This is a genomic window from Streptomyces sp. NPDC001348, assembly GCF_053597535.1.
The window spans coordinates 1-23,854 of record NZ_JBSFIK010000055.1; the positions used below are offsets into that span (position 1 = coordinate 1).

Sequence of the window (23,854 nt, forward strand, 5' to 3'; positions counted from 1 at the left end):
CCACTCTCGGCTTCGCTCGAGCGGGGGGACCCCCATCGAGGGCTCTCCGGCGCCTTGCGATGCACGGCACCAGACCACGCGACCTCATCGGGCGCACATAGTGCAAGGACCCCTTAGGCCCTCTGCCGGCCCGGCTCAGCGCCGCAGGGGCCAGGCCGCCGTCGAGTGGCCGGGTTCCTGGCCCGCGTGGCGGGCGCAGGCGTCGGTGAGGGCCTCCAGCAGGCTCAGCGGGTCGGGCAGCGGAAGCTCGGGGCCGCGTACCCAGCGCACCGCCTTGCCGTCGCCCGGCAGCCGGGCCGGGGGGACCAGCACGTACGAGCCCCGGCAGTGCCAGCGCAGGCCCGGGTGCTCGTCCATCGTCTCGGGATGGCAGTCCAGTTCGCAGGGCCACCACTCGTCCTCGTCCTCGGGCGTGCCCCGGGTGAGGGTGAAGAACAGCATGCGGCCGTCGTCGCTCTCGGCGACCGGACCGACCTCGACGCCGGAGCCGAGCAGCCGCTCCAGGGCCTCCCGGCCGGCCTCCGCCGGCACGTCGAGCACGTCGTTCACCATGCCGGTGGCGGTGACGAAGTTGGCCTCCGGCTGGTGCCGGGCCCAACGCTCGATCTGGGCGCGGTCGGTGGTGGACTGCGTCTGCCAGGCGAAGGACACGGGATGCCGGGCCGGAGTGGGGCAGCCGACCCGGTCGCAGGAGCAGCGGTAGCCGGGTGCGGGGTGCGCGGCGGGCGCGAGCGGCAGTCCCGCTTCGGCGGCGGCCAGCAGCAGGGCCTCACGGCCGCCGTCGTCGGCGGTCTCCTTCGGGCGGCGGCCACGCAGCCACTGGGAGAGTCGGCCCTGCCGGCCGGACCGGCCGTCGAACGTCCCGCTCATGTATCGCCTCGCATCGCTGTTGTGCGGACAGCATGCCCCATGGTCCCACCTTCCCGTGCGCCGGGGGCATCCGGGGCAAGGGTGACCATGCGGTCAGCGCGGGGCGATCCCGGTCCGTGGCCCGGCGTCAGGAGTGTCCCGGCTCCGGTGCCGGCGGCCACGCGTCGCCCCAATCGGCGTCCCGGGCCGCCCGGTACAGCTCGCCGTGGCGTTTGGTGACCGTCGTGCGGCGCTTGTGCCCGTCGGCCTCGCACAGGTCGAGGAGGACCTGGCCCTTGCGGATCTGCGGGCGCCGCACGACCCGCGCGGGCGCCGGGGCGGCCGGGAGGCGGGTGGCGGCGACATAGCTGAACTTCTCGTCCTCGTAGGCCAGCGAGCCGCCCTTGACCTGCCGGTGCAGGGAGGAGCGGCTGACCCGCGCGGAGAAGTGGCACCAGTCCGTGCCGGGGGCGAGGGGGCAGGCGGCGCTGTGCGGGCAGGGCGCGGCGACGCGGAAGCCGGCCGCGACGAGCCGGTCGCGGGCCTCGACGACCCGGGCGTGGCCGGCCGGAGTGCCCGCCTCGACGATCACGACGGCCTGGGCGGACCGGGCGGCGGAGTCGACGAGGGCGGCGCGGTCGGGCTCGGTGAGTTCGTTGAGGACGTAGGAGACGGTGACCAGGTCGGCCGGGTCGAGGGTGAGGGCGGCGCCGATGCGGGCGCGCTGCCAGCGGACGTCCCCGAGTGCCGGGTGGGCGGCGGCGAGCTCCTCGCCGAGTGCGAGGGCGGGCGCCGCCCAGTCCAGCACGGTCACCGGCCGGGTCCCCGCCCAGGTGGCGCTGACCGCCCAGGTCGCCGCGCCGGTTCCGCCGCCGGCGTCGATGTGGCTGCCCGGCGTCCATCCCGGTACGGCGTCCGCGAAGGCCGCCAGCGCCGAGCGCACCGCCTCGAAGGTGGCCGGCATCCGGTAGGCGGCGTACGCGGCGACGTCGGCGCGGTCCCGGAGGATCGGCGCGTCGGTCGGGGTGTCTCCCCGGTAGTTGGCGATCAGCCGTTCCACGGCCCCGGCGGCCTGCTTGGGCGGGAGTCCGTCGAGCAGTGCGGTGAGGGTCGCGCGGAGGGTGTCGGCTGCGGAGGCGGGGGCGTTCACCCGCCGATTCTCTCAGGCGCCGCGGACCGCCCTCGCCAGCCGGGTCGCCGCCGCCGCCCTGGGCCCGCTGTCCGGTGGCCGTCGGCGGGGGTGCACGGTGTTGGCCAGCAGCACGAGGAAGGTGTCCGTCGCCGGGTCCAGTACCAGGGACGTCCCCGTGAAGCCCGTGTGGCCGGCCGCTCCGCTGCCCGCCAGCTCGCCCATGAACCACGGCTGGTCCACGGTGAAGCCGAGTCCGGGCGGGGCCAGCAGGAGTTCCACGAAGTCGGGGCCGAGGATCCGGGCGGGGCCGTACGCGCCGCCCGCCAGGAGGGTGCGGCAGAAGACCGCGAGGTCCGTGGCCGTGCCGAACAGGCCGGCGTGGCCGGCCACCCCGCCCAGCGCCCAGGCGTTCTCGTCGTGGACGACGCCCCGCACCATCCCCCGGTCCGTTTTGGCCCACGGCCGCCGCTGGTCCTCGGTGGCCGCGGCGTCCGGGCACGGCCCGAAGGCGGTCGCGGTCATCCCCAGCGGCCGGGTGATGCCCTCGTGCACCAGGACGTCGAGGGTGCGGCCGGTGACGCGTTCCAGCACGCACTGCAGCAGCAGCATGTTCAGGTCGGAGTAGAGGTGGGTGCCCGGCGGTTCGACCGGTGCCTCGGCCCGCAGCAGCGCCAGCCGTGCGGTGTCGTCGGCGCACTCGTACAGGGGCAGCTCGGGGCGCAGCCCGGAGGTGTGGGTGAGCAGCTGGCGTACGGTGATGTCGTGCTCGGCGGCGCCCCGGAACTCCGGGAGGAAGGCGCCCACCCGGGCGTCGATGCCGAGGGTGCCCCGTTCGATCTGCTGGACGGCGGCGACCGAGGTGAACAGCTTGGTGAGGGAGGCCAGGTCGAAGGGGGTGCCGACGGTCATCGGCACCCGGGCGGCGCGCGGCGGTTCCACGCCCGCGTCGCTCTGCGGGTCGTAGGCGGTGTACCGCACCGCCCAGCCCGCCGCCTCCCGCACGGCGATCACCGGCCCGCGTCCGGCCACCACGACGACGCCCGCCGCCCAGGGGTGGTCGCCGGCGGTGAGGTCGCGGACCTCCCGGGCCAGCCGGCCGAGTTCCGTGGGGTCGAGCCCGGCCCGTTCCGGGGTGTCGACGCGCAGTCTCGGTGCGCTCAGCTCTCTGCTCCCTCCGTCCCCGTACGCCTGTTCCAGGGTCGGCACATTCCCGCGAAGCACGCCAGTGCAACCAGCGCCCCCGCCAACTGGACGACGGCCATCGGCACGGCGGTGTGCTCCCCGGCGACGCCGACGAGCGGTGAGGCGACCGCTCCGACGAGGAAGGAGGAGGTGCCGAGCAGCGCGGACGCGGAGCCGGCCGTGTGCCGGGTGCGCAGCAGGGCGAGGGACTGGGCGTTGGGCAGGGTGATGCCCATCGCGGACATCAGGACGAAGAGGGCTGCGGCGACGGGGGCGAGTCCGACGTGCCCGAGGACGCCCGTGGACATCAGCAGCAGCGCGCCGGCAGCCAGGGTGATGACGGTCAGGCCGACGGCGAGCACCCCGTCCAGCCGGACCCGGCCGACCAGCACCTTGCCGTTGACCTGACCGGCGACGACCAGGCCGACGGAGTTGAGGCCGAACAGGAGGCTGAAGGTCTGCGGGGAGGCGCCGTAGATCTCCTGGATCACGAAGGGCGAGGCGCTTATGTAGGCGAAGAGCGCGGCGAAGGCGAAGCCGCCGGCGAGCATGTAACCGGTGAAGGGCAGGTCGGCGAGCAGCGCGCGCATCCCGCGCAGCGCCTCTCCGACGCCGCCGCCGTGGCGCTGAGCGGGTGGCAGGGTCTCGGGCAGCCGGAACCAGACGACGCAGCCCAGCAGGGCCCCGACCACCGTCAGGACCACGAAGACGCCCCGCCAGTCCGTCACCCGCAGGATCTGTCCGCCGATCAGCGGCGCGACGATGGGCGCCGCCCCGGAGACCAGCATGAGGGTGGAGAAGAAGCGGGCCATGGCCACGCCGTCGTACAGGTCCCGGACGACCGCCCGGGCGATGACGATCCCGGCCGCGCCCGCGAGGCCCTGGGCCAGCCGGAAGGCGACCAGGGTCTCCACGGTGGGCGCGACGGCGCACAGGGCGGTCGCCACGACGTAGACGGCGAGGCCGGCGAGGAGCGGGCGCCGGCGGCCCCACCGGTCGCTCATCGGGCCGACCACGAGCTGCCCGAGCGCCATCCCGGCCAGGCAGGCGGTGAGCGTGAGCTGGATCGTCGCGGCGGGTGCGTGCAGGGAACGGGTGACCGCCGGAAGGGACGGGAGGTACATGTCCATGGCCAGCGGGGGCGTCGCGGTGAGGCCGCCGAGGATGAGGACGAGCAGGAGGCCGGCCCGGCGGGTGGCCGGTACGGCGGGGTCCCGCGGCTCGGAGCCCTCGCCCAGCCCCGGTGTCGACGCCGTCGTGTGCTCGCCCATGTGCCCCTCCCTCTCCGAGCCGACCGGCACCTATGCTCTCAGCCCGGAGAAGACCGGTCGTACACACGTGCCGGGGATCACATGAGCGAGGGGTGGGGATGGCGGAGCAGAGCGTGCGGTGGGGGATCCTGGCCACGGGCGGGATCGCCGCCGCGTTCGCGGCGGACCTGGTGGACCTTCCCGACGCGGAACTGGTCGCGGTGGCCTCCCGCAGCGAGGAGTCGGCGCGGGCGTTCGCGGAGCGGTTCGGGATACCGCGGGCGTACGGCGACTGGGAGTCGCTGGCGAAGGACGGGGACATCGATGTCGTGTACGTCGCCACCCCGCACTCGGCCCACCGGGTGGCGGCCGGCCTGTGCCTGGAGGCGGGGCGGCACGTGCTGTGCGAGAAGCCGTTCACGCTGAACCTGCGCGAGGCCGGGGAACTGGTCGAGTTGGCGCGCGGACGCGGCCGCTTCCTGATGGAGGCGATGTGGATGTACTGCAACCCACTGGTCCGGCGGCTGAAGGCACTGGTCGACGACGGCGCGATCGGCGAAGTACGCACCGTCCAGGCCGACTTCGGCCTCGCCGGGCACCTCTTGCCGGAGGCGAGGAATGGAGAACTGCCGCCCGCGCACCGGCTGCGGGACCCGGCACTCGGCGGCGGCGCGCTGCTCGACCTGGGCGTGTACCCGGTGTCCTTCGCGCACCTGCTGCTCGGTGAGCCGTCCGACGTGACCGCGCGGGCCACACTGTCCGCCGAGGGCGTCGACCTGCAGACGGGAGCCCTGCTGGGCTGGGAGAGCGGTGCGCTCGCCTCGGTGCACTGCTCGATCGTCGGCGGTACGTCCGTCTCGGCGTCGGTGACGGGTTCGCGGGGCCGGATCGACATCCCGGACGGCTTCTTCCACCCCGACCGGTTCGTGCTGCACCGCGACGGCCGCGCCCCCGAGGAGTTCGCCGCCGACCCGGCCGACGGGCCGCGCAGCAGCCTGCGGCACGAGGCGAAGGAGGTCATGCGGGCGCTGCGGGCGGGCGAGACGGAGTCCCCGCTGGTGCCGCTGGACGGCACGCTCGCGGTGATGCGGACGCTGGACGCGGTGCGGGAGCGGATCGGGGTGCGTTATCCCGGTGAACTCGAGGAGGGAGCCTCGTACGTTCCCGTGTCATGACCGGCACGCGGACGAGGATCGCGGTGGTGACCGGCGCCGGCTCCGGCATCGGCCGGGCGGTCGCCGTGGAGCTGCCGCTGGAGGCGAACGTGCAGTTCGCGACGGTCCTGGCGACGACGATGCCGTATGGGGGGGCGGAGCTGAGCACCGACGCCCCGTCACTCCCTCGCCCCGCACAAACGGAATTGCAACATCCGCGCTATTGCGGGCGATAGCGACCCTATGCTCAAATTTCCTTCACCAGAGCTTCACAGTTGGACCTCTGGTATCCGCCGACCACACCGAGGGGGGAGGCGGCAGCCGTTCCACCGCACCGGGCTGGGGGTGGACCTCGCGCCGAGCGCGGGTACGCACCGGTGGGTGGATCGGCTGCCGCTTGAGCAGACCTGCGGTCGGCCGCCATGTTCTGCCTGCCGCGTAGCGCCTGTTGCGCGTGGTCGCGGCGTTGCCGGGCCGTCGACGTGAGCCCCGCCACCACCCTCCCCCCGCCGTTGCGGGCGGAGGGAATGTGACGTCCGGCCTCAGCCCGACTGCTCCATGTCCGGCTTGCTCCGCGCCTCGTGGTTGGCCTTCGCGTCCGGCACGGCCTTCGCGTCCGGCGCAGCCTTCGCGCTGGGTGCGGCATCGGCATCGCGCTTGGCCTTCGCGCCGGGCGCGGCCTTCCCGCCGGGCGCGGCCGTCGCGTCCGGCACCCCGTCCGCGACCGCGGCGGCCCTGCGCCGTCGCAGGGCCCACGCGCCCGCTCCCAGCAACGCGACCGCGCCACCGGCCCCTTCCAGCAGCCGCCAGGCCGACGAGCCGCCCGAGGGCGTCCCCGACGCCCCGGCGGCGGCCTGGGCCCCCTTGCGCTTCGGAGCCGGACTCGCGCTCGCGCCCACCTTCGCGCCGCCCTCGCTGATCGGCTCGACCAGCGCGCCGATCGGCTCCGCCGAACGCCCCCCGCCGAAGCCCCAGTCGAGCAGCGCGGCGGTCTCCTCGTACACGGCATTGCCTCCGCTCCTGGGGTGCATCACCGTGACCAGCAGGGTGCGCCCGCCGCGCACGGCCGCGCCGGTGAACGTGTTGCCGGCATGGCTGGTGTAGCCGTTCTTCACCCCGATGAGACCGTCGTAGGTGTCCAGCCCCCAGGCCCCCGTCAGCAGCCGGTCGGTGTTCTGGATCTGGAAGGTCTTCTTGCCGCCCGCCGGGAAGTCGGCGGTCCGCGTACCGCAGTAGCCCCGGAAGTCCCCGTCCTTCAGCCCGTGCCGGGCGAACAGGGTCAGGTCGTACGCCGAGGACAGCTGGCCCTTGTGGTCGAAGCCGTCGGGGCTGACCACATGGGTGTCCAGGGCCTGCAGGTCCTCCGCCTTGGCCTGCATCTCGGCGACCGTCTTCGCCAGCCCGCCGTTGAGGTGGGCGAGGACGTGCACCGCGTCGTTGCCGGAGCGCAGGAACACGCCCTGCCAGAGCTGGTGGACGCTGTAGGTGATGCCGGGCTTGACGCCGACCAGGCTGGAGCCCGCCGGGACGTCGGCCAGGTCGGCGTCGGTGACCTTGTGCGTCATGCCGCGGTCCAGCTTGTTCAGCACGGTGTCCGCGAACAGCATCTTCAGCGTGGAGGCGGGCGCGAGACGTTGGTGGGCGTTGAACGAGGCGAGCACCTCACCGGTGTCGTGGTCGGCGACGAGCCAGGACCGGGCGGTCAGTTTCCTGGGCAGCCCCGTGGCGCCACTCACCTGGATCCCTGGACGAGCCAGCCGCACACCGCCTATGGCCGTCGCCGCGGAGGCGGGGCCTGCTGCCGACAGGGGAAGGGCGGCGGCCGTCAGACCTAGGACGGCACGCCGACTGAGCCGAGAACAATCATGCACTCCGGGACCGTACACCGCGGCCGCCATAGGAAAATCTGACCCTGTACCCGATTTCCCAGCCCTGACACATGTTTTACCCAGGTCTGCTCAAAGGTTCCTCCGCAGCTTGGCGCCGCGCCGACAGCGGGCGCCAAGAACCTCGAGGAACGGGATGTTCGGCGTCCGTCTCACGCGCGAACCGATCCGGCACAAGAATGCCGCTCCGGTCATCGCGACGGGTCTGGCGCTCGGTATCGCGCCGGTCATCACCGTCGACTCGCTGTCGGCCGGCATGCAGGAGGCGCAGGACAAAGTCCTGAAATCGCCGTACGGCCCGGGACGGACATGACCGTCACCAAGGCCCGTTCGGCGCCCGGGGCCGGCGGCTCGTCCACCGCCCGCCGCGCCCCACGCCTGGCCACCGTCGAGGCAGGGCGGATCACGCCGACCGAGCAGAGCGTGCGCTGCTGAGAAGGGGGCCGCTCACCTCCCGAGTATCCGGTCGACGTCGGCCAGTTGCGCAGCGGTGAGCGGCCCCTTCGCGATGGCGCCCGCGTTCTGCTCGGCCTGCGCGACCGAGCGGAAGCCGGGGATGGGGACCGTACGAGGACTGCGTGCCCACAGCCAGGCGAGGGCTCCCTGGGCGAGGGTGCGACCGTCACTGGTGAGAACGTCCTTCAGGGCGTCGACCCGGGCGAGCCACTGCGGATCGGCCCCCGACCCGTCGCTGAACCCCTGGAGCCAGGCGGGCGGCCGGCTGCGGATGTCCCCGGTCTCCAGGGCGGCCCCCTGCGCGTGCTTGCCGGTGAGCAGGCCCATGGCGAGCGGGCTGCGGTTGATGCTCGCGAGCCCCGACTCCTCGCACAGCCGGATCATCTCCGGGGCGTCCTGCAGGACGTTGAGCGCGTGCTGTACGGCCGCGCAGTGCTCCCCTTCGGCGAAGACGGCGGCGCGTGCGGGGTCGTCGGTGCTCCACGCGTAGGCACGCACCAGCCCCTCCTTGACGAACTCCTCGCAGAGGTCGCGCAGTTCGGCCGCCCGACCGAGGTCGGCGTCCGACAGGTGCAGCTGGTAGAGGTCCACGTGGTCGGTGCCGAGGCGGCGCAGCGAGGCGGTGAGTGCGCGGCGGGCGTACTCCGGGGAGTCGTCGCTGCCCGTGAGGGTCCGGGTCTCCTCGTCGAAGACGTTGCCCCACTTGGTGGCGACGACGACATCGCCTCGCCGCTTGCCGAGGGCGCGGCCGAGAACGCGCTCGCTGTGTCCGGCGCCGTAGGTGTCGGCGGTGTCGAAGAAGGTGACGCCGAGGTCGAGGGCGCGGTGCACGGCCCGCACGGACTCCTCGTCGTCGACCTTGCCCCACCCCAGCGGCTGCCCGTCGGCGGCCTGCCACTCCCCGCCGATGGCCCAGCAGCCGAAGCCGAGCGCGCTGACCTGTATGCCACTGCGTCCCAGTGTCCTGTTGCTCTCCATGGCAAGGACGCTAGAAGTTGAAGCGCACACGAAGGCAAGCTCTTACCGCGGCTGTTTCAGCGGCTGCTTCAGGTGTGGACGGTGCGACGCTGGAAACGCGTGCAATGACCGTTCCTGTCGACTTCTCGCCTGGGGAGCAACCGTGACCTCTTACGACCGACGCGATCTGGGCCTGCTGCTGCTCCGGCTGGGGACCGGCGGAGTACTGGCGGCGCACGGCGCGCAGAAGCTGTTCGGCTGGTTCGGCGGCCACGGCCTGGAGGGGACCGGCAAGTTCATGGAGTCCGTCGGCTACTCCCCCGGCAAGGAGAGCGCGACGGCGGCGGGCCTGGCGGAGGCGGGCGGCGGCACGCTGCTGGCACTGGGCCTCGCGACCCCCGCGGCCGGCGCGGCGGCGGCCGGCGCGATGGTGGGCGCGGCGGCGGTGCACAAGCCGAACGGCTTCTTCGCCCAGGAGGGCGGCTACGAGTACGCGGCCAGCCTGGCCCTGGCCGCCACCGGCCTCGCCATCACCGGCCCCGGCCGCCTCTCCCTCGACCACGCCCTCGGCCACCGCGTCAACCGGGGCTGGATGGTCCCGGCGGCCCTCGGCGTGACGGCGGCGGCGACCGCGGTGGTCGTCGGGGCGCGGAACAAGCGCCTGCAGAAGTCCAAGGAGGCCGAGGCCGGGGCCGAACAGGAACCCCTGTTCGAAGAGTAGGCCCGCTCCGGCATGGGGCAGGCTGCCCGCATGACCGACGACGAGTACGCGGCCCTCTGGCCGACGATCGACGCCCTGACGTTCTGGCTGGACACCAAGGAAAGCCACGACGGCACCGAGGGCACGCTCCTGCGCGTCCTGAAGCTGTCGGAGGAGGTCGGCGAGGTCTCCGAGGCGGTGATCGGCGCGATGGGGCAGAACCCGCGCAAGGGAGTCACCCACACGTGGGAGGACGTCGAGGCGGAACTGTGCGACGTCGTCATCACGGCGCTCGTGGCGTTGCGCACGCTGACGCCTCAGGCGCGGGAGGTCTTCGGCCGGCATCTGGCGCGAGTGGCGGAGCGGTCGCTGGGCACCGAGCGGGCTTGACCGGCGGCCTGCGAGCCATGCTCCCGGTCACCACAGGGTTGTCAGGGACATGTGTGCGGCCTACAGTCCCAACTGCGAATGGGAGCGCTCCCATATGGGGAGGTGGGGGCGCTCCACCCCCCACCTCCGGACATACCGCCGAAAGAGGCCCGTATGCGACCGTTACCGCACCTCCCGCGTACCGTGCGCGGCACGTTGGGCGCGCTCCTCACCGCGCTCGCCACCGTTGCGGCGCTCTTCGCCGCGACCCCGTCCGCCCAGGCCGACACCACGGTCTGCGATCAGTTCGGCTCGACCGTCGTCCAGGGGCGATACGTCGTCCAGAACAACCGCTGGAACACCAGCCAGACCCAGTGCGTCACCGCCACCGGCTCCGGTTTCCGGGTCAGCCGGGCCGATGGTTCCGTGCCGACGAACGGCGCGCCGAAGTCCTACCCGTCCCTCTTCTTCGGCTGCCACTACACCAACTGCTCGCCGGGAACCAACCTCCCCGCACAGCTCTCCGGTATCTCCAGCGCGCCGAGCAGCATCTCGTACGGCTACGTCGGCGATGCCGTGTACGACGCGGCGTACGACATCTGGCTGGACCCGACACCGCGCACCGACGGCGTGAACCGGACCGAGATCATGATCTGGCTCAACAAGGTGGGCCCGATCCAGCCCGTCGGCTCCCAGGTCGGCTCGGCCACCGTGGGCGGACGCTCCTGGCAGGTGTGGTCGGGCAACAACGGCACCAACGACGTGCTGTCCTTCGTCGCCCCGTCGGCGATGAGCGGCTGGAGCTTCGACGTGATGGACTTCGTCCGGCAGGCCGTGTCCCGCGGGCTGGCCCAGAACAGCTGGTACCTGACGAGCATCCAGGCCGGTTTCGAGCCGTGGCAGAACGGCACCGGCCTCGCCGTGAACTCGTTCTCGTCGACCGTCAACACGGGTGGCGGCCCCGGCCCCGGCGGCCCGGGCGGTTCCACGAGCTGCCAGGTGTCGTACGCCACGAACGTGTGGGACGGGGGCTTCACCGCGAACGTCACCGTCGGCAACACCGGTTCGGCACCCGTCGACGGCTGGCACCTCGCCTTCACCCTGCCCTCGGGCCAGCGCATCACCAGCGCCTGGAATGCCTCCGTCTCCCCGTCCTCCGGATCCGTGACGGCGAGCGGCCTGTCGCACAACGCGGACATCCCCCCGGCCGGCAACCAGACGTTCGGCTTCCAGGGGACCTACAGCGGCGCCTTCGCCACGCCGAGCGGGTTCAGCCTGAACGGGACCGCCTGCAGCAGGGCGTGAGGTGGCCGCGGAACGCGGCGCCGTCGAAGTGGGCAGCGTCCGGCCCGGCTTCACTGCCGACGGCGGGGCAGACGAGTCGGGCTGTACGCCCTAGTTTTGCCCCGCTCAGCGAGCGACCACGCTCTGACCTGCCTGTTTACGAAGTCCCAGCGGCTGTCTCAGCCGCCTGGGACTTCTCAAGGCGTGGTTCAGGAACCGGACACCGTACTCGAGTCGCGATGCGCGGCCCGGTCGGTGGCGGATGTGCCCGGCCGAACGACGCGCGTGCGGGCGGGGCGGCTCAGCCATCGACGACATAGCGATCCAGGGTGCGGACGTAGTCCGCGGCGCCCATGCGGCCGACGGATCCCAGCAGGTCCAGGTCGACGTGGCAGCCGGATTCGTCGATCAGCCCCTCGTCCGCGGTGATGTGGACCACTTCTCCGATGACGACGAAGTGATCACCTACCGGGACCACCGCGGACGTCCGGCATTCGAAGGCGATGGGAGACCCGTCGATGCGGGGAGAGCGGACCCTCTTTCCGGGCAGCGGCCGCAGACCCGCCGGTTGGTACTCCGACTCACCGTACGGCAGGGGTTTCGCCGAGGCGGTGGCCGCCTCTGCATGTTTTTCGATCAGTACGTTGACAGTGAACTCCCCCGTACCTCCCTCGGTCGGCACCCTGGCGTTGCGGCACGAGTCCTTCTCCGTGCCGTCGGCCCGTCGACCGGCGCAGAAGAGCAGGGCCATGGGGGAATACCCGACCGCCGTGTAGTAGGAGAAGGGTGCCAGGTTGATCGCTCCGCCTGGGGAGACGGTGCTCACCATGGCCACCGGCCGGGGCACCACGCTCCACAGCAGAAGCCGCTCGCGCTGCCGCACGGTCATGTCCGCTACGTCGATCTCCAGCATGGATCAGCCGTTCTCGGTGGCGACGGGCCGGCCGGCGCTGGAACCCCGCAGGCTCTGGGGGCGCAGGTCCGTCCACACGCGGTCGACGTACGCGAGGCACTCTTCCAGTGTGCTGGTGACGCCGACGGGCGACCAGCCCGCCGGGATCGCCCGGTCCGTGGGCCAGACCGAGTACTGCCGTTCGTGGTTGATCACGACGTGATGGAGCCCGGTGGTGTCGTCCGCTGTCATGAGGGCCGCCTTCGTCCTGTGGAGGGGTTGATGTCGTGGTCCGGTGCTTCTCACGCGGGGCTGGGGGTGAGTTCATCCGTGTGCAGGGCCCCGCGCAGCCGCCGCAGTTCGGGGAAGGGCAGCGTGATCCGGCGCATCAGGAACTCCTCCCCGGACGTTCCTCCGGTGCCTTGCCGGCCGCCGACCATCTTCGACATCAGGCCGAGGTGGGCCACCTTCCAGCGCCAGTAGCCATTTCCCACGTCAAGCAGCATCTCGGCCACCCTGTGCAGGCCCCCACCGGCGATCCCGAGGCGGCAGACGTCGGCCACGGTGCGGCCTTGACGACGGGTGTTCTCCACGAAGGCCCGGTACAGCTCGCCCTCCTCACTGCCGTCCCCCAGCAGTCGGCCGAGTTCCCGGAACTGCTGCGACTGCGCCCCGCTGGCCGTGCCGAGATAGGGTCGGAACTGGACGAAGTGACGCAAGGGGAGCCGTTCCAGGACGAGTACCTGCTCATGCAGGATTCGGAGCAACTCGGCTGCGCGATGGAGGAGTTCCACGCTGGTCTCCACATCTTCGGCCGGACGGCCGACGGAGGCGAGCAGGTCCCTCGCCAGGCTCAGATCCGCGACGGCCTGCTTGAGCCACAGCTCGCAGGACTGGTGGGCGACGATGAAGAAGTGCTCGGCCAGGACCACGGTCCGGTCGGCTGTCGCGGGGATCTGTGTCTTCTGGAGTGACAGCAGGATGTCCGTCTGGAGATATGAGGAGTAGTTCAACTCGGCCATGGTCAGCTCCGCGTCAGTGAGTCTGTGTGGAGTGCGGTGTCGAGGAAGGCGGTGATGTCGACGAGAAGGTGTTCGGCGGTCTGGAACGGGTGGAAGTGGTCGCCCTCCCGTTCGAGCAGGCTGAACGGCCCGGTCGTCACCGACGCCCAGCCGGCCAGCAGGGAGGTGTCGACCAGCGGGTCCGAGGTGCCGTGATAGCAACGGACGGGGCAGGACAGGGAGACGGCTCCGGGCTCCGGCCGGTAGTCCTCGTGCGCCGTGATGTCCGTACGCAGCACCGGCAGCAGTGCTTCCACCAGTTCCGGCTCGCGGGCGACGGCTGGGTCGATCCCGCCCAGCGAGCTGACCAGGGACCACAGTTCGTCATCGGAGAGCAGCCCGGCCCGCGCCCGGCCCTGCACACCCGGAGCTGGGCAACTCGACGCCAGGAGACCACAGGGCGCTCGGTCCAACGTGCGGAGGGTCAGAGCGGTCTCGTAGGCGACGAAGGCACCAAGGCTGTGCCCGAACAGCACAGTGGGCAGGGGCTTCAGGCGCAGCAGTTCGGAGGAGAGTTCCGAACTCAACGCGCGCACGTCAGTGGACAGCGGCTCGCCGAAGCGGTCGCCGTGCCCCGGATACTGACACGCGAGCAGTTCGACGGCCGGCGGGAGCCCGGCGACCCATGCCTCGTAGCCGGCCGTGGTGCCGCCGGAGTGCGGTAGGCAGACGACCCTTGCGATGGGGGCGGACGCACGGGCCAGCGTCCGCAAACAGTGATCCCGGCGAGTATGCGGCATGATGCGCTCCTCCGCTTCGGACGTGTTCTCAACTTCCCACGGCGTACCGGGGGCACAGAGCAATCTTTCGGCTCTCCGTCACTGCCGGGAGCGGCCGCGAAAGACTTCTGACACAACTGGAGCGGCCCCGCGCGGCCGTCTGTGACGATCCCTTTACCGGAGCCGGTGCCAGGCACTGCGAGCAGTGCGTTTCCAGTCTTCAGTGGGGATTGCCGTCGATGAGCCGAACAGCTGTCGCCTCGCTCGATCTGACCGACTCGCGCACGTTCATGGAGCATGATCCGTTGAGGTTCTTCGCCGAGGTGAGGTTGAGCGAGCCGGTGTACTGGCACGCTGCCGCGGACGGCCGCCCCGGTTTCTGGGTGGTGGCCGGGTACGCCGACGTGGTCGCCTGTTACGGCGCTTCCGAGGCTTTGGCCTCGGGCCGTGGAACCGTGCTCGATGTGCTGTTGCGCGGCGACGACTCCGCCGGAGGCAGGATGCTTGCCGTCACGGACCGGCCACGGCACCGGGAACTTCGAGCCCTCTTGTGGCGCGCCCTGTCGCCGAGAGTACTCAACAGGGTCGCTCGGAGGATCGAGGAGCGCACCACCGCGCTCATCGAGGCCGCCGCCGGCCTGGAGACCTTCGACTTCGCCACCCAGGTCGCGGAACACGTGCCCATGAACACGATCTGCGACCTGTTGTCCATCCCCGAGACGGACCGGCCGAACCTGCTGCAGTGGAGCAAAGGAGCGCTGACCGGGGCGGAGGAACTCGATTCCCTGGAAGCACGCAATGAACTGGTCCTTTACTTCATGGACCTGGCCGAGCTGCGGCGCGCTGACCCGGGTGACGACGTGATCAGCACGATCGCCACCGGGCTGATCCAGGGCGAGCCACTGAGTCTTGAGGAGATCGCGCTCAACTGCTACAGCCTGATCATCGGCGGTGACGAGTCCTCGCGGGTCTCAGCAGTCAGCACGGTCAAGGCTCTCGCCGAACACCCTTCGCAGTGGCGGGCCTTGCGGTCCGGTGAGGTCGACCTGGACACGGCCGTCGAGGAGGCCCTCCGCTGGGCGACTCCCTCGTTCCACTTCGCACGAACCGCCACACGCGACCAGTCCATCGGGGGGCGGCACGTGCGGGCGGGAGACATCGTGACGCTGTGGAACATCTCGGCCAACAACGACGAGCAGGCATTCTCCGAGCCGCGAGTCCTCGACCTGTCCCGGACTCCAAACAGGCATGTCGCCCTGGGCCACGGACCCCACTACTGCCTGGGGGCCTTTCTCGGCCGTGCCGAACTGCGCGCCCTGTTGAGCGTGCTTGCCGGGACCGTCCGGGACCTGGAGGTCACCGGGCCGCCCGCCCGTATCCAGTCCAACTTTCTCAACGGCTACAGCTCGCTGCCGGTGCGCTTCCTCGCGAAATGACGGCGCGGCAGAGGCAAGGGGACGCCCATGCGAACCGAGAAGAGGAACGACATGCTTGTGACGGTCGACCAGGAGCGCTGTATCAGCTCGGGAATGTGCGTCCTCGCTGTGAGCGAGGTGTTCGACCAGCGGGAGGCGGACGGATCCGTCCGCCTGCTGCGGGAGGACGTGCCAGGCGAACTGCAGGACCGGGTACGCCGTGCCGCCGGCGTCTGCCCTTCGCGAGCGATCTCCATCCAGCAGGAGACCGAGTCCTAGACAACACGGATCCCGCACGAGTGGTCATCGATCGCCGAGGAAACCCCTAGCGGAGGAGCCCGTCATGCCGCCGGTCACAGCCCCGCCATTGGGCGGGCATCCGTTGCTGGTTCTGCTGGTCCAGGTGTGCTTGCTGCTCGGTGCCGCACTGCTGCTCGGCCGGCTCGCGACACGCTTCGGACTACCTGCGGTATCGGGCGAGTTGACCGCTGGAATCCTGCTCGGGCCCTCGGTCGCCGGCCGGTTAGTCCCGGGGTTTCACCGCTGGCTGCAGACGTCACAGGCCTCCCAGGTTCATCTCCTTGACGCGGTCGGTCAGCTCGGCGTGATCCTCCTTGTGGGGACGACCGCACTGGAGGTCGACCTCGCCCTGGTGCGTCGTACCGGACGCACGTCCTTCATGGTGGGAGCATTCGGCCTGCTGATCCCTCTGGGGCTCGGTTGCGCCGCGGCCTTTGTGGCGCCTGTCGCCCTGCAGCCGGCTGGTCGCGCCCGCGGTCTGTTCGTCTTCTTCATCGGCGTGGCCATGTGCGTCAGCGCTCTCCCGGTGATCGCCAAGATGCTGTCGGACATGCGGCTGCTGCACCGGGAGATCGCTCAGCTGACCATCGCGGTCGGCGTGGTGGACGATGTCACCGGCTGGATGCTGCTGTCCGTGGCCTCCGCCGCGGCGGCCGGCGGGCTCACCCTCGGATCGGTCGCCGCGCCGCTGGTCCGGCTGGTGCTGATCACGGCATGTGCCGTGCTCCTCGGCCGTCCGGCGATCAGGTGGCTGATGGCCAGGGCACGGAAACCGCAGACGGCGATGGGCATGGCGACCGTGCTGATCACGGGGTGCGCGGCGGCCACGCAGGCCATGGGCATGGAGGCGTCCTTCGGAGCCCTTGTCGGCGGTCTGCTGGTCGGCGCCGCCGGGCCTGGCACGCGGAGTGCCCTGTTGCCCCTGCGCTCCGTCACGCTCTCGGTCCTCGCCCCCCTCTACTTCGCCGAGACCGGTCTGCGGATGAACCTGTCCGTGCTGGGCACACCGCTGATCGCGCTCGCCGCGCTGTGTGCGCTCGCCGTAGCGACGGTGGGCAAGTTCGCCGGGGCGCTGCTCGGCGCCCGCGTTGCCGGGCTCGATCGCCGTGCCGCCCTGGTGCTCGGTGCCGGGATGAACGCACGAGGCGTCATACAGATCATCGTCGCCGGGATCGGTCTGCGGCTCGGCGTGCTGAACACCGCCTCCTACACCATCGTGGTGCTGATCGCCGTCTGCACGTCGCTGATGGCGCCACCGGTCCTTCGCAGGGCCGTGCAGCGCATCGAGGTCAACGACGAGGAGCGAGCGCGTCTCCAGCGGGGCAAGGATCTGGCGGGCGTCTCCTGAGGAGACGCCCGGCCTGAAGTCCTGTCGCTCGGATCAGGCCGGATGCAAGTCACGGGGCCTTCCCGACACCGCGGATGCGCTTGCCGGACCCGCAACGCCGGGATGATCCGAACGACCGCGCCTACGGCTTGAAGGCACCGAAGTCGATCGCGGCGAGGCGCTCCGGGTCGAGCAGGATCTGGATCTGCGTGATCCGGCCCTGCCGGACGGCGAAGCCCATCACGGACACGCGTGCGCCGTCCCGGTGGACCAGGGCACCGGGGGTGCCGTTGACGAGGACGGCGGACACCGTCACACCCGGCTGGCGGAACAGCGCGGCCCGCTCCGCCACGAGGCGCGCGCCGCGGATCGCTGCCGAGGCGGAGGCGAGCGCGAGCCCGCCGTCCGCACGGAGTTCGACATCCGGGTCGAGTACGGCCACCAACCCGTCGAGATCACCGTTGCGCGCCGCGCCGAAGAAGGCGTCGACCAGCATCCGCCGGGTCGCGAAGTCAGCGTCGGAGTCCACTTCACGGGTGCCCTGTACCCGGCGGCGCGCCCGGCTTGCGAGCTGGCGGGTCGCCACTGTCGTACGCCCGACGACGGCCGCGATCTCGTCGAAGGTCAGATGGAACATGTCGTGCAGCACGAACGCGACCCGCTCGGCGGGGGCCAGCGTGTCCAGCACGATCAGCAGCGCGAGGCTGACCGAGTCGCTCAGCAGCGCCTCGTCCTCAGGGCCGGGGGACGGTTCGTGCCCGACCACGGGGTCCGGCAGGTGGACGCCCACCGGGTCCTCCGGCCGCGTGGCGCGTGTCCTCAGGGCGTTCAGGCAGATCCGGCTGATCACCGTGGTCAGCCAGGCGGGGAGGTTGTCCACCTCGTCCACGTTGCTGCGGCTGAGTCTGATCCAGGTCTCCTGTACGGCGTCCTCGGCCTCGGCGTGGGAGCCCAGCATCCGGTACGCGACGTTCCTCAGGCGCGGCCGGAAGTGCTCGAACTGCTCCGCCAGCAGATCGTGGTCGTGCACGGTCACACTCCTCGGTCGCCAGGGGTCATCACTTGTGGGCGGCTAGCCGGCCCGTCGCATGTGGACCCGACCGGGAGCACGGATGATCACTTCTTCATTGCATATCACACGGACTTCGAGAGGGGAGATGACATGAGTGTTTCTCTCACCGAATCACGACGCCGGCAGCTGACGCTGTTCGCGATGTGCATGGCGACATTCATGACCTCGCTCGACCTGACCATCGTGAACGTAGCGCTGCCGTCGATGCAGAGCGAATTGCACATGAGCGCCGCAGAGCTGGAGTGGGTGATCAGTGCGTATTCGTTGAGCCTGGCCGCGATCATCCCGGCCAGCGGAGCGCTCGGCGACCGGTACGGCCGCAAGCGGGTCTTCCTGACCGGCATGGTCGTCTTTCTCGTCGGTGTGATCGCCTGCGCCGTGGCCTGGAACGCCGTATCTCTCATCGCCTTCCGCGCCGTGCAGGGCGTCGGCGGCGCGGCGATGCTCGCCCTGGGGCTTTCGATCATCACAGAGACGTACCCGCAGGAGCAGCGGGCCGGTGCGATCGGGGCCTGGGCGGCCATCGGCGGCACCGGATTCGGCGCCGGACCCGTCGGCGGGGGGATCCTGCTCACCTTCTTCAGCTGGCCGTCGGTGTTCTGGGTCAACCTGCCCTTCGCGGCCCTGGGCATCGTCTGCACGACCGTGGCGGTCCGGGAGTCACGCAATCCCCAGGCCCGCAGGCTGGACGTGCCGGGGATGGTGCTCAGTTCCCTCGGACTTGTCTGTCTCACGCTCGGGTTCGTCGAGTCGTCCGATCAGCCGTGGGGAGCGGCCCTCGTGGCCTTGCCCCTGACTGTCGGAGCGGCCCTCCTGGCCGCCTTCTTCTGGTGGGAGCGCCGTGCTCCGCACGCCATGCTTCCGCCGGCTCTGCTGCGGGCCCGGAGCTTCGCAAGCGCCTCGGGCATCTACATGCTGTGTTACGGCGGGATGAGCGGCGCGCTCTTCTGGGTGACGCTGTACTTCCAGAACGTCGCGGGCTGGTCGGTGCTGCGCACCGGCCTGTCCTGGCTGTTCATGAACATCCCCTTCCTGACAATGGCGCAGTTCGGCGGGCGGCTCGACTCCCGCTTCCGGTCATCGGTGGTGGCCACCTGGGGAACGCTGGTGGCCGCGGTCGGTGTGTTCCTGCTCAGCCGGGCGGGAACCACCCCCTTCGCGATCAGCGCCCTCGGATACGCGCTGTACGGCGGCGGGTTCGGCACATTCGTGCCCGCCGTGACCCACGTGGCGATGCGCGACGTACCCTCCGGTGTCTCGGGAGCGGCCTCCGGCGTCCTGAACGCGTCACGGCAGATCGGCTCCTCGGTGTGCCTCGCGGTCCTCGGCACCGTGGGCGTGAACGCGGCCGTCTCCGACTGGCACGGAAAGGTGTCCGGGCTGGACGGGTCTCGCCACGCAGCGGCCCTCGATCAGGCGGACAACGTGGGCGGCGGTCGCCTCCACACAGTGGTGGAAACGCTCGGCAGCTCGTTCCGGCAGGCCACCGTCGATTCCTTCCTGCACGGCTACCAGTTGGCCGTCGGGATCGCCGCGGCCTGCACGGCCGTGGCAGCGGGCCTCGCCTGGACGGGGTTCCGCAACCGGGGCGAGCGGCCGCAGGCCGCCGCGCACCCGGCCTCGGTGGTCCAGGAACCCGAAGCCACTGTGTCGGGGGACAGCCCCGCCCGACGTAGTCAGTAATCCACGTCACGGTGAGGAGGACGGCCAAGGGGGCAGGATGGGAGGTGATTCTTCAGTCAGCGCGGTCTGTCCGCGCCGTTGGATACGGCGCGGACAGACCGTCCTGGCGCCCAGCTTGACAACTGCGTCCAGCGAGAATGCGCCACCGGGCACAGGCAATATGCCGCCCGCGGACTGCCCAGCGCCTCGCCTCGAGCCGCGACGTGATGGCAGCCCCTGACATCCGAAGCGCATCCTTCGCCGAGCCCAAAAGGTAAGAACGCCAGTTTGCCTGTTTGCCGCGGGAGACACTCTTGAGCAAAGGCGTCAAGTTAATACGCTGGCCCATCGAAGCCGACGTCCGGAATGACTGCAGAAAGGCCGGGATTCCCCGCCTGCTGGTCGTAGAGGCCGGCAACGATGCTCCTGTCTGCGCCGACCCCACGGAGGACTGGATCAGAGCACCGGCCCCCCGTGGCGACGTCGAGGCACGTATAGAGGCGTTGGTCCAGCGTGCCTATGGACAGAAGGTCCCGACCGTCGACTCCACCGGGCTTCTTTGTTTCGGCACCAACTCGGTGGCCATCTCCAGCACCCAGGTGGGAATCATGGAGCACTTCGTCGCCCACTACGGGGAAGTGGTCTACCGGGCGGAGCTCGAGCAGCAGGTGGTCATGACGACCGGAAAGATCACCAGAAACGCCCTCGACCTGCAGATCATGCGGCTGCGCCGCCGCATCGCCGCGGTCGACCTCAGCATCACGACCGTCTGGGGACGGGGTTACATCCTCGAGTCTGCCACCACCTGACACGTATCGCGCCTTCCGGCAGCATCCGGTCTCGCCGGTGTGCCCTCTGCCCGTTCGTCACACGGGCAGAGGGCGCCCAGGTCCGGGCCCCGCGATTCACGAGGAGGCGAGCGAGGCCTGGATGTCCAAGGTGATCCGCACGGTCTCACCGACAACGGCGGTGGGGATGTGCGGGGTTACGGCGAAGTCCGTCCGGCCGACCGTCACCGAGGCACTGCCATCGAGCCACCGGGACTCCGCGTACCGGGTCGGTACGGAAGCCGCCGGGTTCGGCGACCAGAGTGACGGTCCCGGTGACATCGCGCATGGCCGACTCGCCGTCGATCAATATCCGGCCCTCGTGCCAGCGCACCGGAGTGGAACGGAATACCAGCTTGTTGTGCGGGTCGGACGCCAGCGCATCGTCGCAGCGGAAATAGCCGTCACGGGCTCCGTAACCGGTGTCGATGCTGTCCGTCTCGATACGGGCGGTCAGGCAGGACCGCTCGACCGTCTCCCCGGTGCGGATCGTGCCGTCGAAGACGTTGAAACGCCCGTGCACCCGAGCCGCCCCCGGATGGCGATCGGTGAACCGCACCTCGGAGTCGGAGGCGTCGATGGTCCAGGTTCTCGCGATGTACCCGGGGACGGGCTCGGCAACGGTTTCGGTCATACCGCCTCTCCTCGTCGTTCGTGCGTCACACGGCCCGCGACGCACGGGTCATGAGTACGACGGACCGTGAACCGGAAAGGTGACCCATGGACCAGCATCAGTCCCTGGCAGACTGCTTCGAGGAGAACCGCAGGGCCCTGCTCGGACTGGCATACCGCATGCTCGGCTCCCGCGAGGAGGCGGAAGACGCGGTGCAGGAGACCTGGCTGCGGTTGGACCGCGCCGATACCGAGGCGGTGCGCAACCTGCCGGGCTGGCTCCGCACGGTCACCTCCCGTGTCTGCCTCGACCTGCTGCGCAGTCGGCGCGGTGGACGCGAGGAGTGCTCGGACCGTGACCTCGCACCGGCCACTGTGGCTCCCGGCAAGGGGGATCCCGAGCACGAGGCGCTCGAGGCCGAGTCCGTCGGTCTGGCGCTTCTCGTCGTCCTCAACACCCTCAGCCCTGCCGAGCGGGTCGCGTTCGTACTGCACGACATGTTCGGCGTGCCGTTCGACGAGATCGGTGGGATTCTGGACCGCAGCCAGGCGACCGCCAAGAAACTGGCCAGCCGCGCCCGGCACAAGGTGCGGGTGCCCCGGGAGCGGCAGCTGGCGGCGGTGGACCAGCACCGCGAGGTCGTGGCGGCCTTCCAGATCGCGGCATGCACCGGTGACACCGGGATCATCGCCGCGCGTCTCGCGCCGGACGTGGTGCGGCGCGCCGATGCGGCGGCCCTGCCCCCCGGCCGCCCGGTCACGGCGCACGGTGCCACCGCCGTCGCCCGTGAGATCAGCCGGTTCGGAGGTGCCGCACGGTACTCCGAACCCGCCCTGATAGACGGCCGTGCCGGCCTGCTGGTGGCGCCAGGGGGACGTCTCCGCCTCGCTGTGTGCTTCCGCATCGAGAACGGCCTGGTGAAGGAATACGAGCTGGTCGGGGACCCTGCTCGGCTCAGGCGTCTGTGCATCAGGCTGCTTCCCGGATGCTGAGCGAGGCTGACGCCGCCTCGTCCGGCCGACCGGGTGGAGAGCGTCTTTCGTAAATCTTTTTTCCGGCGGGCGACCCTGCTGAGGCCCGTGCAAGAGTCTGCGTGCAACGTCCAAGGATCTGACCGCACCCATCAGGACGGAAATCATGATCAAGGACATAGTGATCGTCGGCGGCGGTACGGCCGGCTGGATGACCGCCACTTACCTCAAAGCGAGTTTCGGTGACCGACTGTCCGTCACGCTCGTGGAGTCGAAGGCCGTTTCGACGATCGGCGTAGGCGAGGCCACCTTCAGCACGGTGCGGAACTTCTTCCGGCACCTCGGGCTGAGCGAGCCGGAGTGGATGCCCCGCTGTCACGCCTCGTACAAGCTCGCCATCCGGTTCGAGAACTGGCGGGAGAAAGGCCATCACTTCTACCACCCCTTCGAGCGTCCTCGCGTGGTCGACGGGTTCTCGCTCGCCGACTGGTGGCTGCACGAGGGACCGAGCGACCGTTTCGACCAGGACTGCTCGGTGCTGGCGGCACTGTGCGACGCCAAGCGCTCGCCCCGCCGTCTCGGCGGGGACCTGTTCGAGGAAGTCTTCGAGACGGGGGAGGCACGGGACATGGCCCGTGCGCTTCCCGAGGGGCACGGCACGCAGTTCCCGTACGCCTATCACTTCGACGCCACCCTGCTCGCCCGGCTCCTCAGCGAGTACGGGGTGGAACGCGGGGTGCGGCACGTCCAGGACGACGTCCTCGATGTGCGTCTCGACCAGGACGGCTGGATCTCCGATGTGCTCACCAAGGACCACGGGGCGATCAGTGGTGACCTGTTCGTCGACTGCACCGGGTTCCGTGGCCTGCTGCTGAACAAGGCTCTCGGCGTGCCGTTCGTCTCCTACCAGGAATCGCTGCCCAACGACAGCGCGGTGGCCCTGCGCGTCCCCGTGGACGTCGCCAGCCGCGGCATGCGACCGTGCACTACGGCCACCGCACAGGACGCCGGCTGGATCTGGACCATCCCCCTGCTCGACCGGATCGGCACCGGCTACGTCTATTCCAGCGCCTACACCACGCCTGAGGAGGCGGAACGCACACTGCGCGCGTTCGTCGGGCCGGAGGCCGCCGACCTGTCCGCCAACCACATCAAGATGCGGATCGGCCGCAGCGCCGAGTCCTGGGTGAAGAACTGTGTGGCCATCGGCCTGTCGAGCGGTTTCGTCGAACCCCTGGAGTCCACCGGGATCTTCTTCATCCACAACGCCGTGGAGCAGCTGGTCAAACGATTCCCCGGCACCCGTGACGACGAGCCGCTGCGCCGGTCCTACAACCGCCAGGTCGGCGACGTCATGGACGGCGTCCGCGAGTTCCTGTTCCTGCACTACTACGCCGCCGCCCGGTCGGACAACGCGTACTGGCGGGACGCGAAGACCCGCGCGATGCCCGACGGCCTGGCCGAACGCCTCGAACAGTGGCGTACCACACTGCCGGACCAGAACTCCGTCTTCCCACGCTTCCACGGCTTCGAACCGTATTCGTACACGGCCATGATCATGGGGCTCGGTGGACTCGACGTCCGGCCGTTGCCCGCACTCGGCCGGCTCGACGCGACCGCGGCGCGCCTCGAGTTCCAGCGCGTACGGGCACAGGCCTCGACACTGATCGACCGGTTGCCCGGCCAGTACGAGTATCTCGCCCACCAGGCCGCCGGACTCGACGACAGCATGTCCGGGCGCCTCGTGCCCAGCGCCTGACGGCATGCCAGGAGGTG

24 protein-coding genes and 1 pseudogene are annotated in these 23,854 nt (G+C 70.5%); 13 read left to right on the forward strand and 12 right to left on the reverse strand.

The annotated features are described in order from the left end of the window. Positions 1–135: 135 nt before the first annotated feature. From ACWC21_RS37065 to ACWC21_RS37080, 4 genes are all read right to left on the reverse strand, one after another. Positions 136–870, reverse strand: coding sequence for a bifunctional DNA primase/polymerase (locus ACWC21_RS37065; RefSeq protein ID WP_450888593.1), 735 nt, complete (start codon positions 868–870; stop codon positions 136–138). 127 nt (positions 871–997) lie between these two features. Next, positions 998–1,999: a small ribosomal subunit Rsm22 family protein gene (locus ACWC21_RS37070; RefSeq protein ID WP_450888595.1), complete on the reverse strand. Its 1,002-nt coding sequence runs from the start codon at positions 1,997–1,999 to the stop codon at positions 998–1,000. A gap of 12 nt (positions 2,000–2,011) precedes the next feature. Continuing rightward, positions 2,012–3,187: a serine hydrolase domain-containing protein gene (locus ACWC21_RS37075; RefSeq protein ID WP_450888597.1), complete on the reverse strand. Its 1,176-nt coding sequence runs from the start codon at positions 3,185–3,187 to the stop codon at positions 2,012–2,014. Continuing rightward, positions 3,139–4,434: a multidrug effflux MFS transporter gene (locus ACWC21_RS37080; RefSeq protein WP_450888599.1), complete on the reverse strand. Its 1,296-nt coding sequence runs from the start codon at positions 4,432–4,434 to the stop codon at positions 3,139–3,141. The genes ACWC21_RS37075 and ACWC21_RS37080 overlap by 49 nt, the downstream gene beginning before the upstream one ends. A gap of 98 nt (positions 4,435–4,532) precedes the next feature. Here ACWC21_RS37080 and ACWC21_RS37085 point away from each other — a divergent pair, with 98 nt between their 5' ends. After that, a complete protein-coding gene (locus tag ACWC21_RS37085) occupies positions 4,533–5,588 on the forward strand; it encodes a Gfo/Idh/MocA family protein (protein WP_450888601.1) in 1,056 nt (351 codons plus the stop codon). Further along, positions 5,585–5,803 carry a hypothetical protein gene (locus ACWC21_RS37090; RefSeq protein WP_450888603.1) on the forward strand — a complete coding sequence of 73 codons (219 nt, stop codon included), beginning with the start codon at positions 5,585–5,587 and terminating at the stop codon, positions 5,801–5,803. Before ACWC21_RS37085 ends, ACWC21_RS37090 begins: the two co-directional genes overlap by 4 nt. A 306-nt stretch (positions 5,804–6,109) precedes the next feature. Here the strand turns inward: ACWC21_RS37090 and ACWC21_RS37095 are convergent, their stop codons facing one another. Next, positions 6,110–7,465, reverse strand: coding sequence for a D-alanyl-D-alanine carboxypeptidase family protein (locus tag ACWC21_RS37095; RefSeq protein WP_450888605.1), 1,356 nt, complete (start codon positions 7,463–7,465; stop codon positions 6,110–6,112). 124 nt (positions 7,466–7,589) lie between these two features. Between ACWC21_RS37095 and ACWC21_RS37100 the strand changes: the two are divergent. Continuing rightward, positions 7,590–7,807, forward strand: a pseudogene (locus tag ACWC21_RS37100) (ABC transporter permease); the annotation flags it as partial. Positions 7,808–7,900: 93 nt separating this feature from the next. Here the strand turns inward: ACWC21_RS37100 and ACWC21_RS37105 are convergent. Next, the gene (locus ACWC21_RS37105) at positions 7,901–8,887 is read right to left on the reverse strand and encodes an aldo/keto reductase (RefSeq protein WP_450888607.1); all 987 of its coding nucleotides are present in this window, start codon (positions 8,885–8,887) and stop codon (positions 7,901–7,903) included. Positions 8,888–9,029: 142 nt separating this feature from the next. Between ACWC21_RS37105 and ACWC21_RS37110 the strand changes: the two genes are divergently transcribed. From ACWC21_RS37110 to ACWC21_RS37120, 3 genes are all read left to right on the forward strand, one after another. Further along, the gene (locus tag ACWC21_RS37110) at positions 9,030–9,587 is read left to right on the forward strand and encodes a DoxX family protein (protein ID WP_450888609.1); all 558 of its coding nucleotides are present in this window, start codon (positions 9,030–9,032) and stop codon (positions 9,585–9,587) included. 30 nt (positions 9,588–9,617) lie between these two features. Beyond that, positions 9,618–9,956: a MazG-like family protein gene (locus ACWC21_RS37115; protein ID WP_450888611.1), complete on the forward strand. Its 339-nt coding sequence runs from the start codon at positions 9,618–9,620 to the stop codon at positions 9,954–9,956. 153 nt (positions 9,957–10,109) lie between these two features. Next, the gene (locus tag ACWC21_RS37120) at positions 10,110–11,240 is read left to right on the forward strand and encodes a GH12 family glycosyl hydrolase domain-containing protein (protein ID WP_450888613.1); all 1,131 of its coding nucleotides are present in this window, start codon (positions 10,110–10,112) and stop codon (positions 11,238–11,240) included. A 280-nt stretch (positions 11,241–11,520) separates the two neighbouring features. Here the strand turns inward: ACWC21_RS37120 and ACWC21_RS37125 are convergent, their stop codons facing one another. From ACWC21_RS37125 to ACWC21_RS37140, 4 genes are read right to left on the reverse strand one after another with little or no spacing between them, the layout of a single operon-like run. After that, the gene (locus ACWC21_RS37125; protein ID WP_450888615.1) at positions 11,521–12,132 is read right to left on the reverse strand and encodes a flavin reductase family protein; all 612 of its coding nucleotides are present in this window, start codon (positions 12,130–12,132) and stop codon (positions 11,521–11,523) included. A gap of 3 nt (positions 12,133–12,135) precedes the next feature. Continuing rightward, positions 12,136–12,363 carry an MbtH family protein gene (locus ACWC21_RS37130; RefSeq protein WP_450888616.1) on the reverse strand — a complete coding sequence of 76 codons (228 nt, stop codon included), beginning with the start codon at positions 12,361–12,363 and terminating at the stop codon, positions 12,136–12,138. A 50-nt stretch (positions 12,364–12,413) separates the two neighbouring features. Continuing rightward, the gene (locus ACWC21_RS37135) at positions 12,414–13,133 is read right to left on the reverse strand and encodes a tryptophan 2,3-dioxygenase family protein (RefSeq protein ID WP_450888618.1); all 720 of its coding nucleotides are present in this window, start codon (positions 13,131–13,133) and stop codon (positions 12,414–12,416) included. Positions 13,134–13,135: 2 nt separating this feature from the next. Beyond that, positions 13,136–13,912, reverse strand: a complete 777-nt coding sequence (locus ACWC21_RS37140; protein ID WP_450888620.1) for a thioesterase II family protein — start codon at positions 13,910–13,912, stop codon at positions 13,136–13,138. A gap of 218 nt (positions 13,913–14,130) precedes the next feature. Here ACWC21_RS37140 and ACWC21_RS37145 point away from each other — a divergent pair, with 218 nt between their 5' ends. The 3 genes from ACWC21_RS37145 (at position 14,131) to ACWC21_RS37155 (ending at position 16,954) form a co-directional block, all read left to right on the forward strand. Beyond that, a complete protein-coding gene (locus ACWC21_RS37145) occupies positions 14,131–15,327 on the forward strand; it encodes a cytochrome P450 (RefSeq protein ID WP_450888622.1) in 1,197 nt (398 codons plus the stop codon). A gap of 27 nt (positions 15,328–15,354) precedes the next feature. Beyond that, a complete protein-coding gene (locus ACWC21_RS37150; protein WP_450888623.1) occupies positions 15,355–15,585 on the forward strand; it encodes a ferredoxin in 231 nt (76 codons plus the stop codon). Between the two features lie 64 nt (positions 15,586–15,649). After that, positions 15,650–16,954, forward strand: a complete 1,305-nt coding sequence (locus ACWC21_RS37155; RefSeq protein WP_450888625.1) for a cation:proton antiporter — start codon at positions 15,650–15,652, stop codon at positions 16,952–16,954. Positions 16,955–17,075: 121 nt separating this feature from the next. Here ACWC21_RS37155 and ACWC21_RS37160 read toward each other — a convergent pair whose 3' ends face one another. Beyond that, the gene (locus ACWC21_RS37160) at positions 17,076–17,963 is read right to left on the reverse strand and encodes a sigma-70 family RNA polymerase sigma factor (protein ID WP_450888627.1); all 888 of its coding nucleotides are present in this window, start codon (positions 17,961–17,963) and stop codon (positions 17,076–17,078) included. Between the two features lie 132 nt (positions 17,964–18,095). Between ACWC21_RS37160 and ACWC21_RS37165 the strand changes: the two genes are divergently transcribed. Both ACWC21_RS37165 and ACWC21_RS37170 read left to right on the forward strand, forming a co-directional pair. Then, on the forward strand, positions 18,096–19,688 hold the full coding sequence (locus tag ACWC21_RS37165) for an MFS transporter (protein WP_450888629.1): 1,593 nt from the start codon (positions 18,096–18,098) through the stop codon (positions 19,686–19,688). A 293-nt stretch (positions 19,689–19,981) separates the two neighbouring features. Next, complete coding sequence (locus ACWC21_RS37170) at positions 19,982–20,476, forward strand: winged helix-turn-helix domain-containing protein (RefSeq protein WP_450888630.1); 495 nt, start codon at positions 19,982–19,984, stop codon at positions 20,474–20,476. Positions 20,477–20,621: 145 nt separating this feature from the next. On the opposite strand, the gene ACWC21_RS37175 is transcribed toward ACWC21_RS37170, so the two are convergent. Then, positions 20,622–21,128: a YceI family protein gene (locus tag ACWC21_RS37175; RefSeq protein ID WP_450888632.1), complete on the reverse strand. Its 507-nt coding sequence runs from the start codon at positions 21,126–21,128 to the stop codon at positions 20,622–20,624. 86 nt (positions 21,129–21,214) lie between these two features. Between ACWC21_RS37175 and ACWC21_RS37180 the strand changes: the two genes are divergently transcribed. Continuing rightward, positions 21,215–22,099, forward strand: coding sequence for a sigma-70 family RNA polymerase sigma factor (locus ACWC21_RS37180; protein ID WP_450888633.1), 885 nt, complete (start codon positions 21,215–21,217; stop codon positions 22,097–22,099). Positions 22,100–22,244: 145 nt separating this feature from the next. Continuing rightward, positions 22,245–23,837 carry a tryptophan halogenase family protein gene (locus ACWC21_RS37185; RefSeq protein WP_450888634.1) on the forward strand — a complete coding sequence of 531 codons (1,593 nt, stop codon included), beginning with the start codon at positions 22,245–22,247 and terminating at the stop codon, positions 23,835–23,837. Positions 23,838–23,854 lie beyond the last annotated feature (17 nt).

Excerpts from the sequence above, each read along its gene's own strand:
- ACWC21_RS37065 (WP_450888593.1), bottom strand. The coding sequence starts at position 870 with ATGAGCGGGACGTTCGACGGCCGGTCCGGCCGGCAGGGCCGACTCTCC.
- ACWC21_RS37080 (WP_450888599.1), bottom strand. The coding sequence starts at position 4,434 with ATGGGCGAGCACACGACGGCGTCGACACCGGGGCTGGGCGAGGGCTCC.
- ACWC21_RS37085 (WP_450888601.1), top strand. The coding sequence starts at position 4,533 with ATGGCGGAGCAGAGCGTGCGGTGGGGGATCCTGGCCACGGGCGGGATC.
- ACWC21_RS37090 (WP_450888603.1), top strand. The coding sequence starts at position 5,585 with ATGACCGGCACGCGGACGAGGATCGCGGTGGTGACCGGCGCCGGCTCC.
- ACWC21_RS37095 (WP_450888605.1), bottom strand. The coding sequence starts at position 7,465 with ATGGCGGCCGCGGTGTACGGTCCCGGAGTGCATGATTGTTCTCGGCTC.
- ACWC21_RS37105 (WP_450888607.1), bottom strand. The coding sequence starts at position 8,887 with ATGGAGAGCAACAGGACACTGGGACGCAGTGGCATACAGGTCAGCGCG.
- ACWC21_RS37115 (WP_450888611.1), top strand. The coding sequence starts at position 9,618 with ATGACCGACGACGAGTACGCGGCCCTCTGGCCGACGATCGACGCCCTG.
- ACWC21_RS37120 (WP_450888613.1), top strand. The coding sequence starts at position 10,110 with ATGCGACCGTTACCGCACCTCCCGCGTACCGTGCGCGGCACGTTGGGC.
- ACWC21_RS37125 (WP_450888615.1), bottom strand. The coding sequence starts at position 12,132 with ATGCTGGAGATCGACGTAGCGGACATGACCGTGCGGCAGCGCGAGCGG.
- ACWC21_RS37130 (WP_450888616.1), bottom strand. The coding sequence starts at position 12,363 with ATGACAGCGGACGACACCACCGGGCTCCATCACGTCGTGATCAACCAC.
- ACWC21_RS37135 (WP_450888618.1), bottom strand. The coding sequence starts at position 13,133 with ATGGCCGAGTTGAACTACTCCTCATATCTCCAGACGGACATCCTGCTG.
- ACWC21_RS37140 (WP_450888620.1), bottom strand. The coding sequence starts at position 13,912 with ATGCCGCATACTCGCCGGGATCACTGTTTGCGGACGCTGGCCCGTGCG.
- ACWC21_RS37145 (WP_450888622.1), top strand. The coding sequence starts at position 14,131 with ATGAGCCGAACAGCTGTCGCCTCGCTCGATCTGACCGACTCGCGCACG.
- ACWC21_RS37150 (WP_450888623.1), top strand. The coding sequence starts at position 15,355 with ATGCGAACCGAGAAGAGGAACGACATGCTTGTGACGGTCGACCAGGAG.
- ACWC21_RS37155 (WP_450888625.1), top strand. The coding sequence starts at position 15,650 with ATGCCGCCGGTCACAGCCCCGCCATTGGGCGGGCATCCGTTGCTGGTT.
- ACWC21_RS37165 (WP_450888629.1), top strand. The coding sequence starts at position 18,096 with ATGAGTGTTTCTCTCACCGAATCACGACGCCGGCAGCTGACGCTGTTC.
- ACWC21_RS37175 (WP_450888632.1), bottom strand. The coding sequence starts at position 21,128 with ATGACCGAAACCGTTGCCGAGCCCGTCCCCGGGTACATCGCGAGAACC.
- ACWC21_RS37180 (WP_450888633.1), top strand. The coding sequence starts at position 21,215 with ATGGACCAGCATCAGTCCCTGGCAGACTGCTTCGAGGAGAACCGCAGG.
- ACWC21_RS37185 (WP_450888634.1), top strand. The coding sequence starts at position 22,245 with ATGATCAAGGACATAGTGATCGTCGGCGGCGGTACGGCCGGCTGGATG.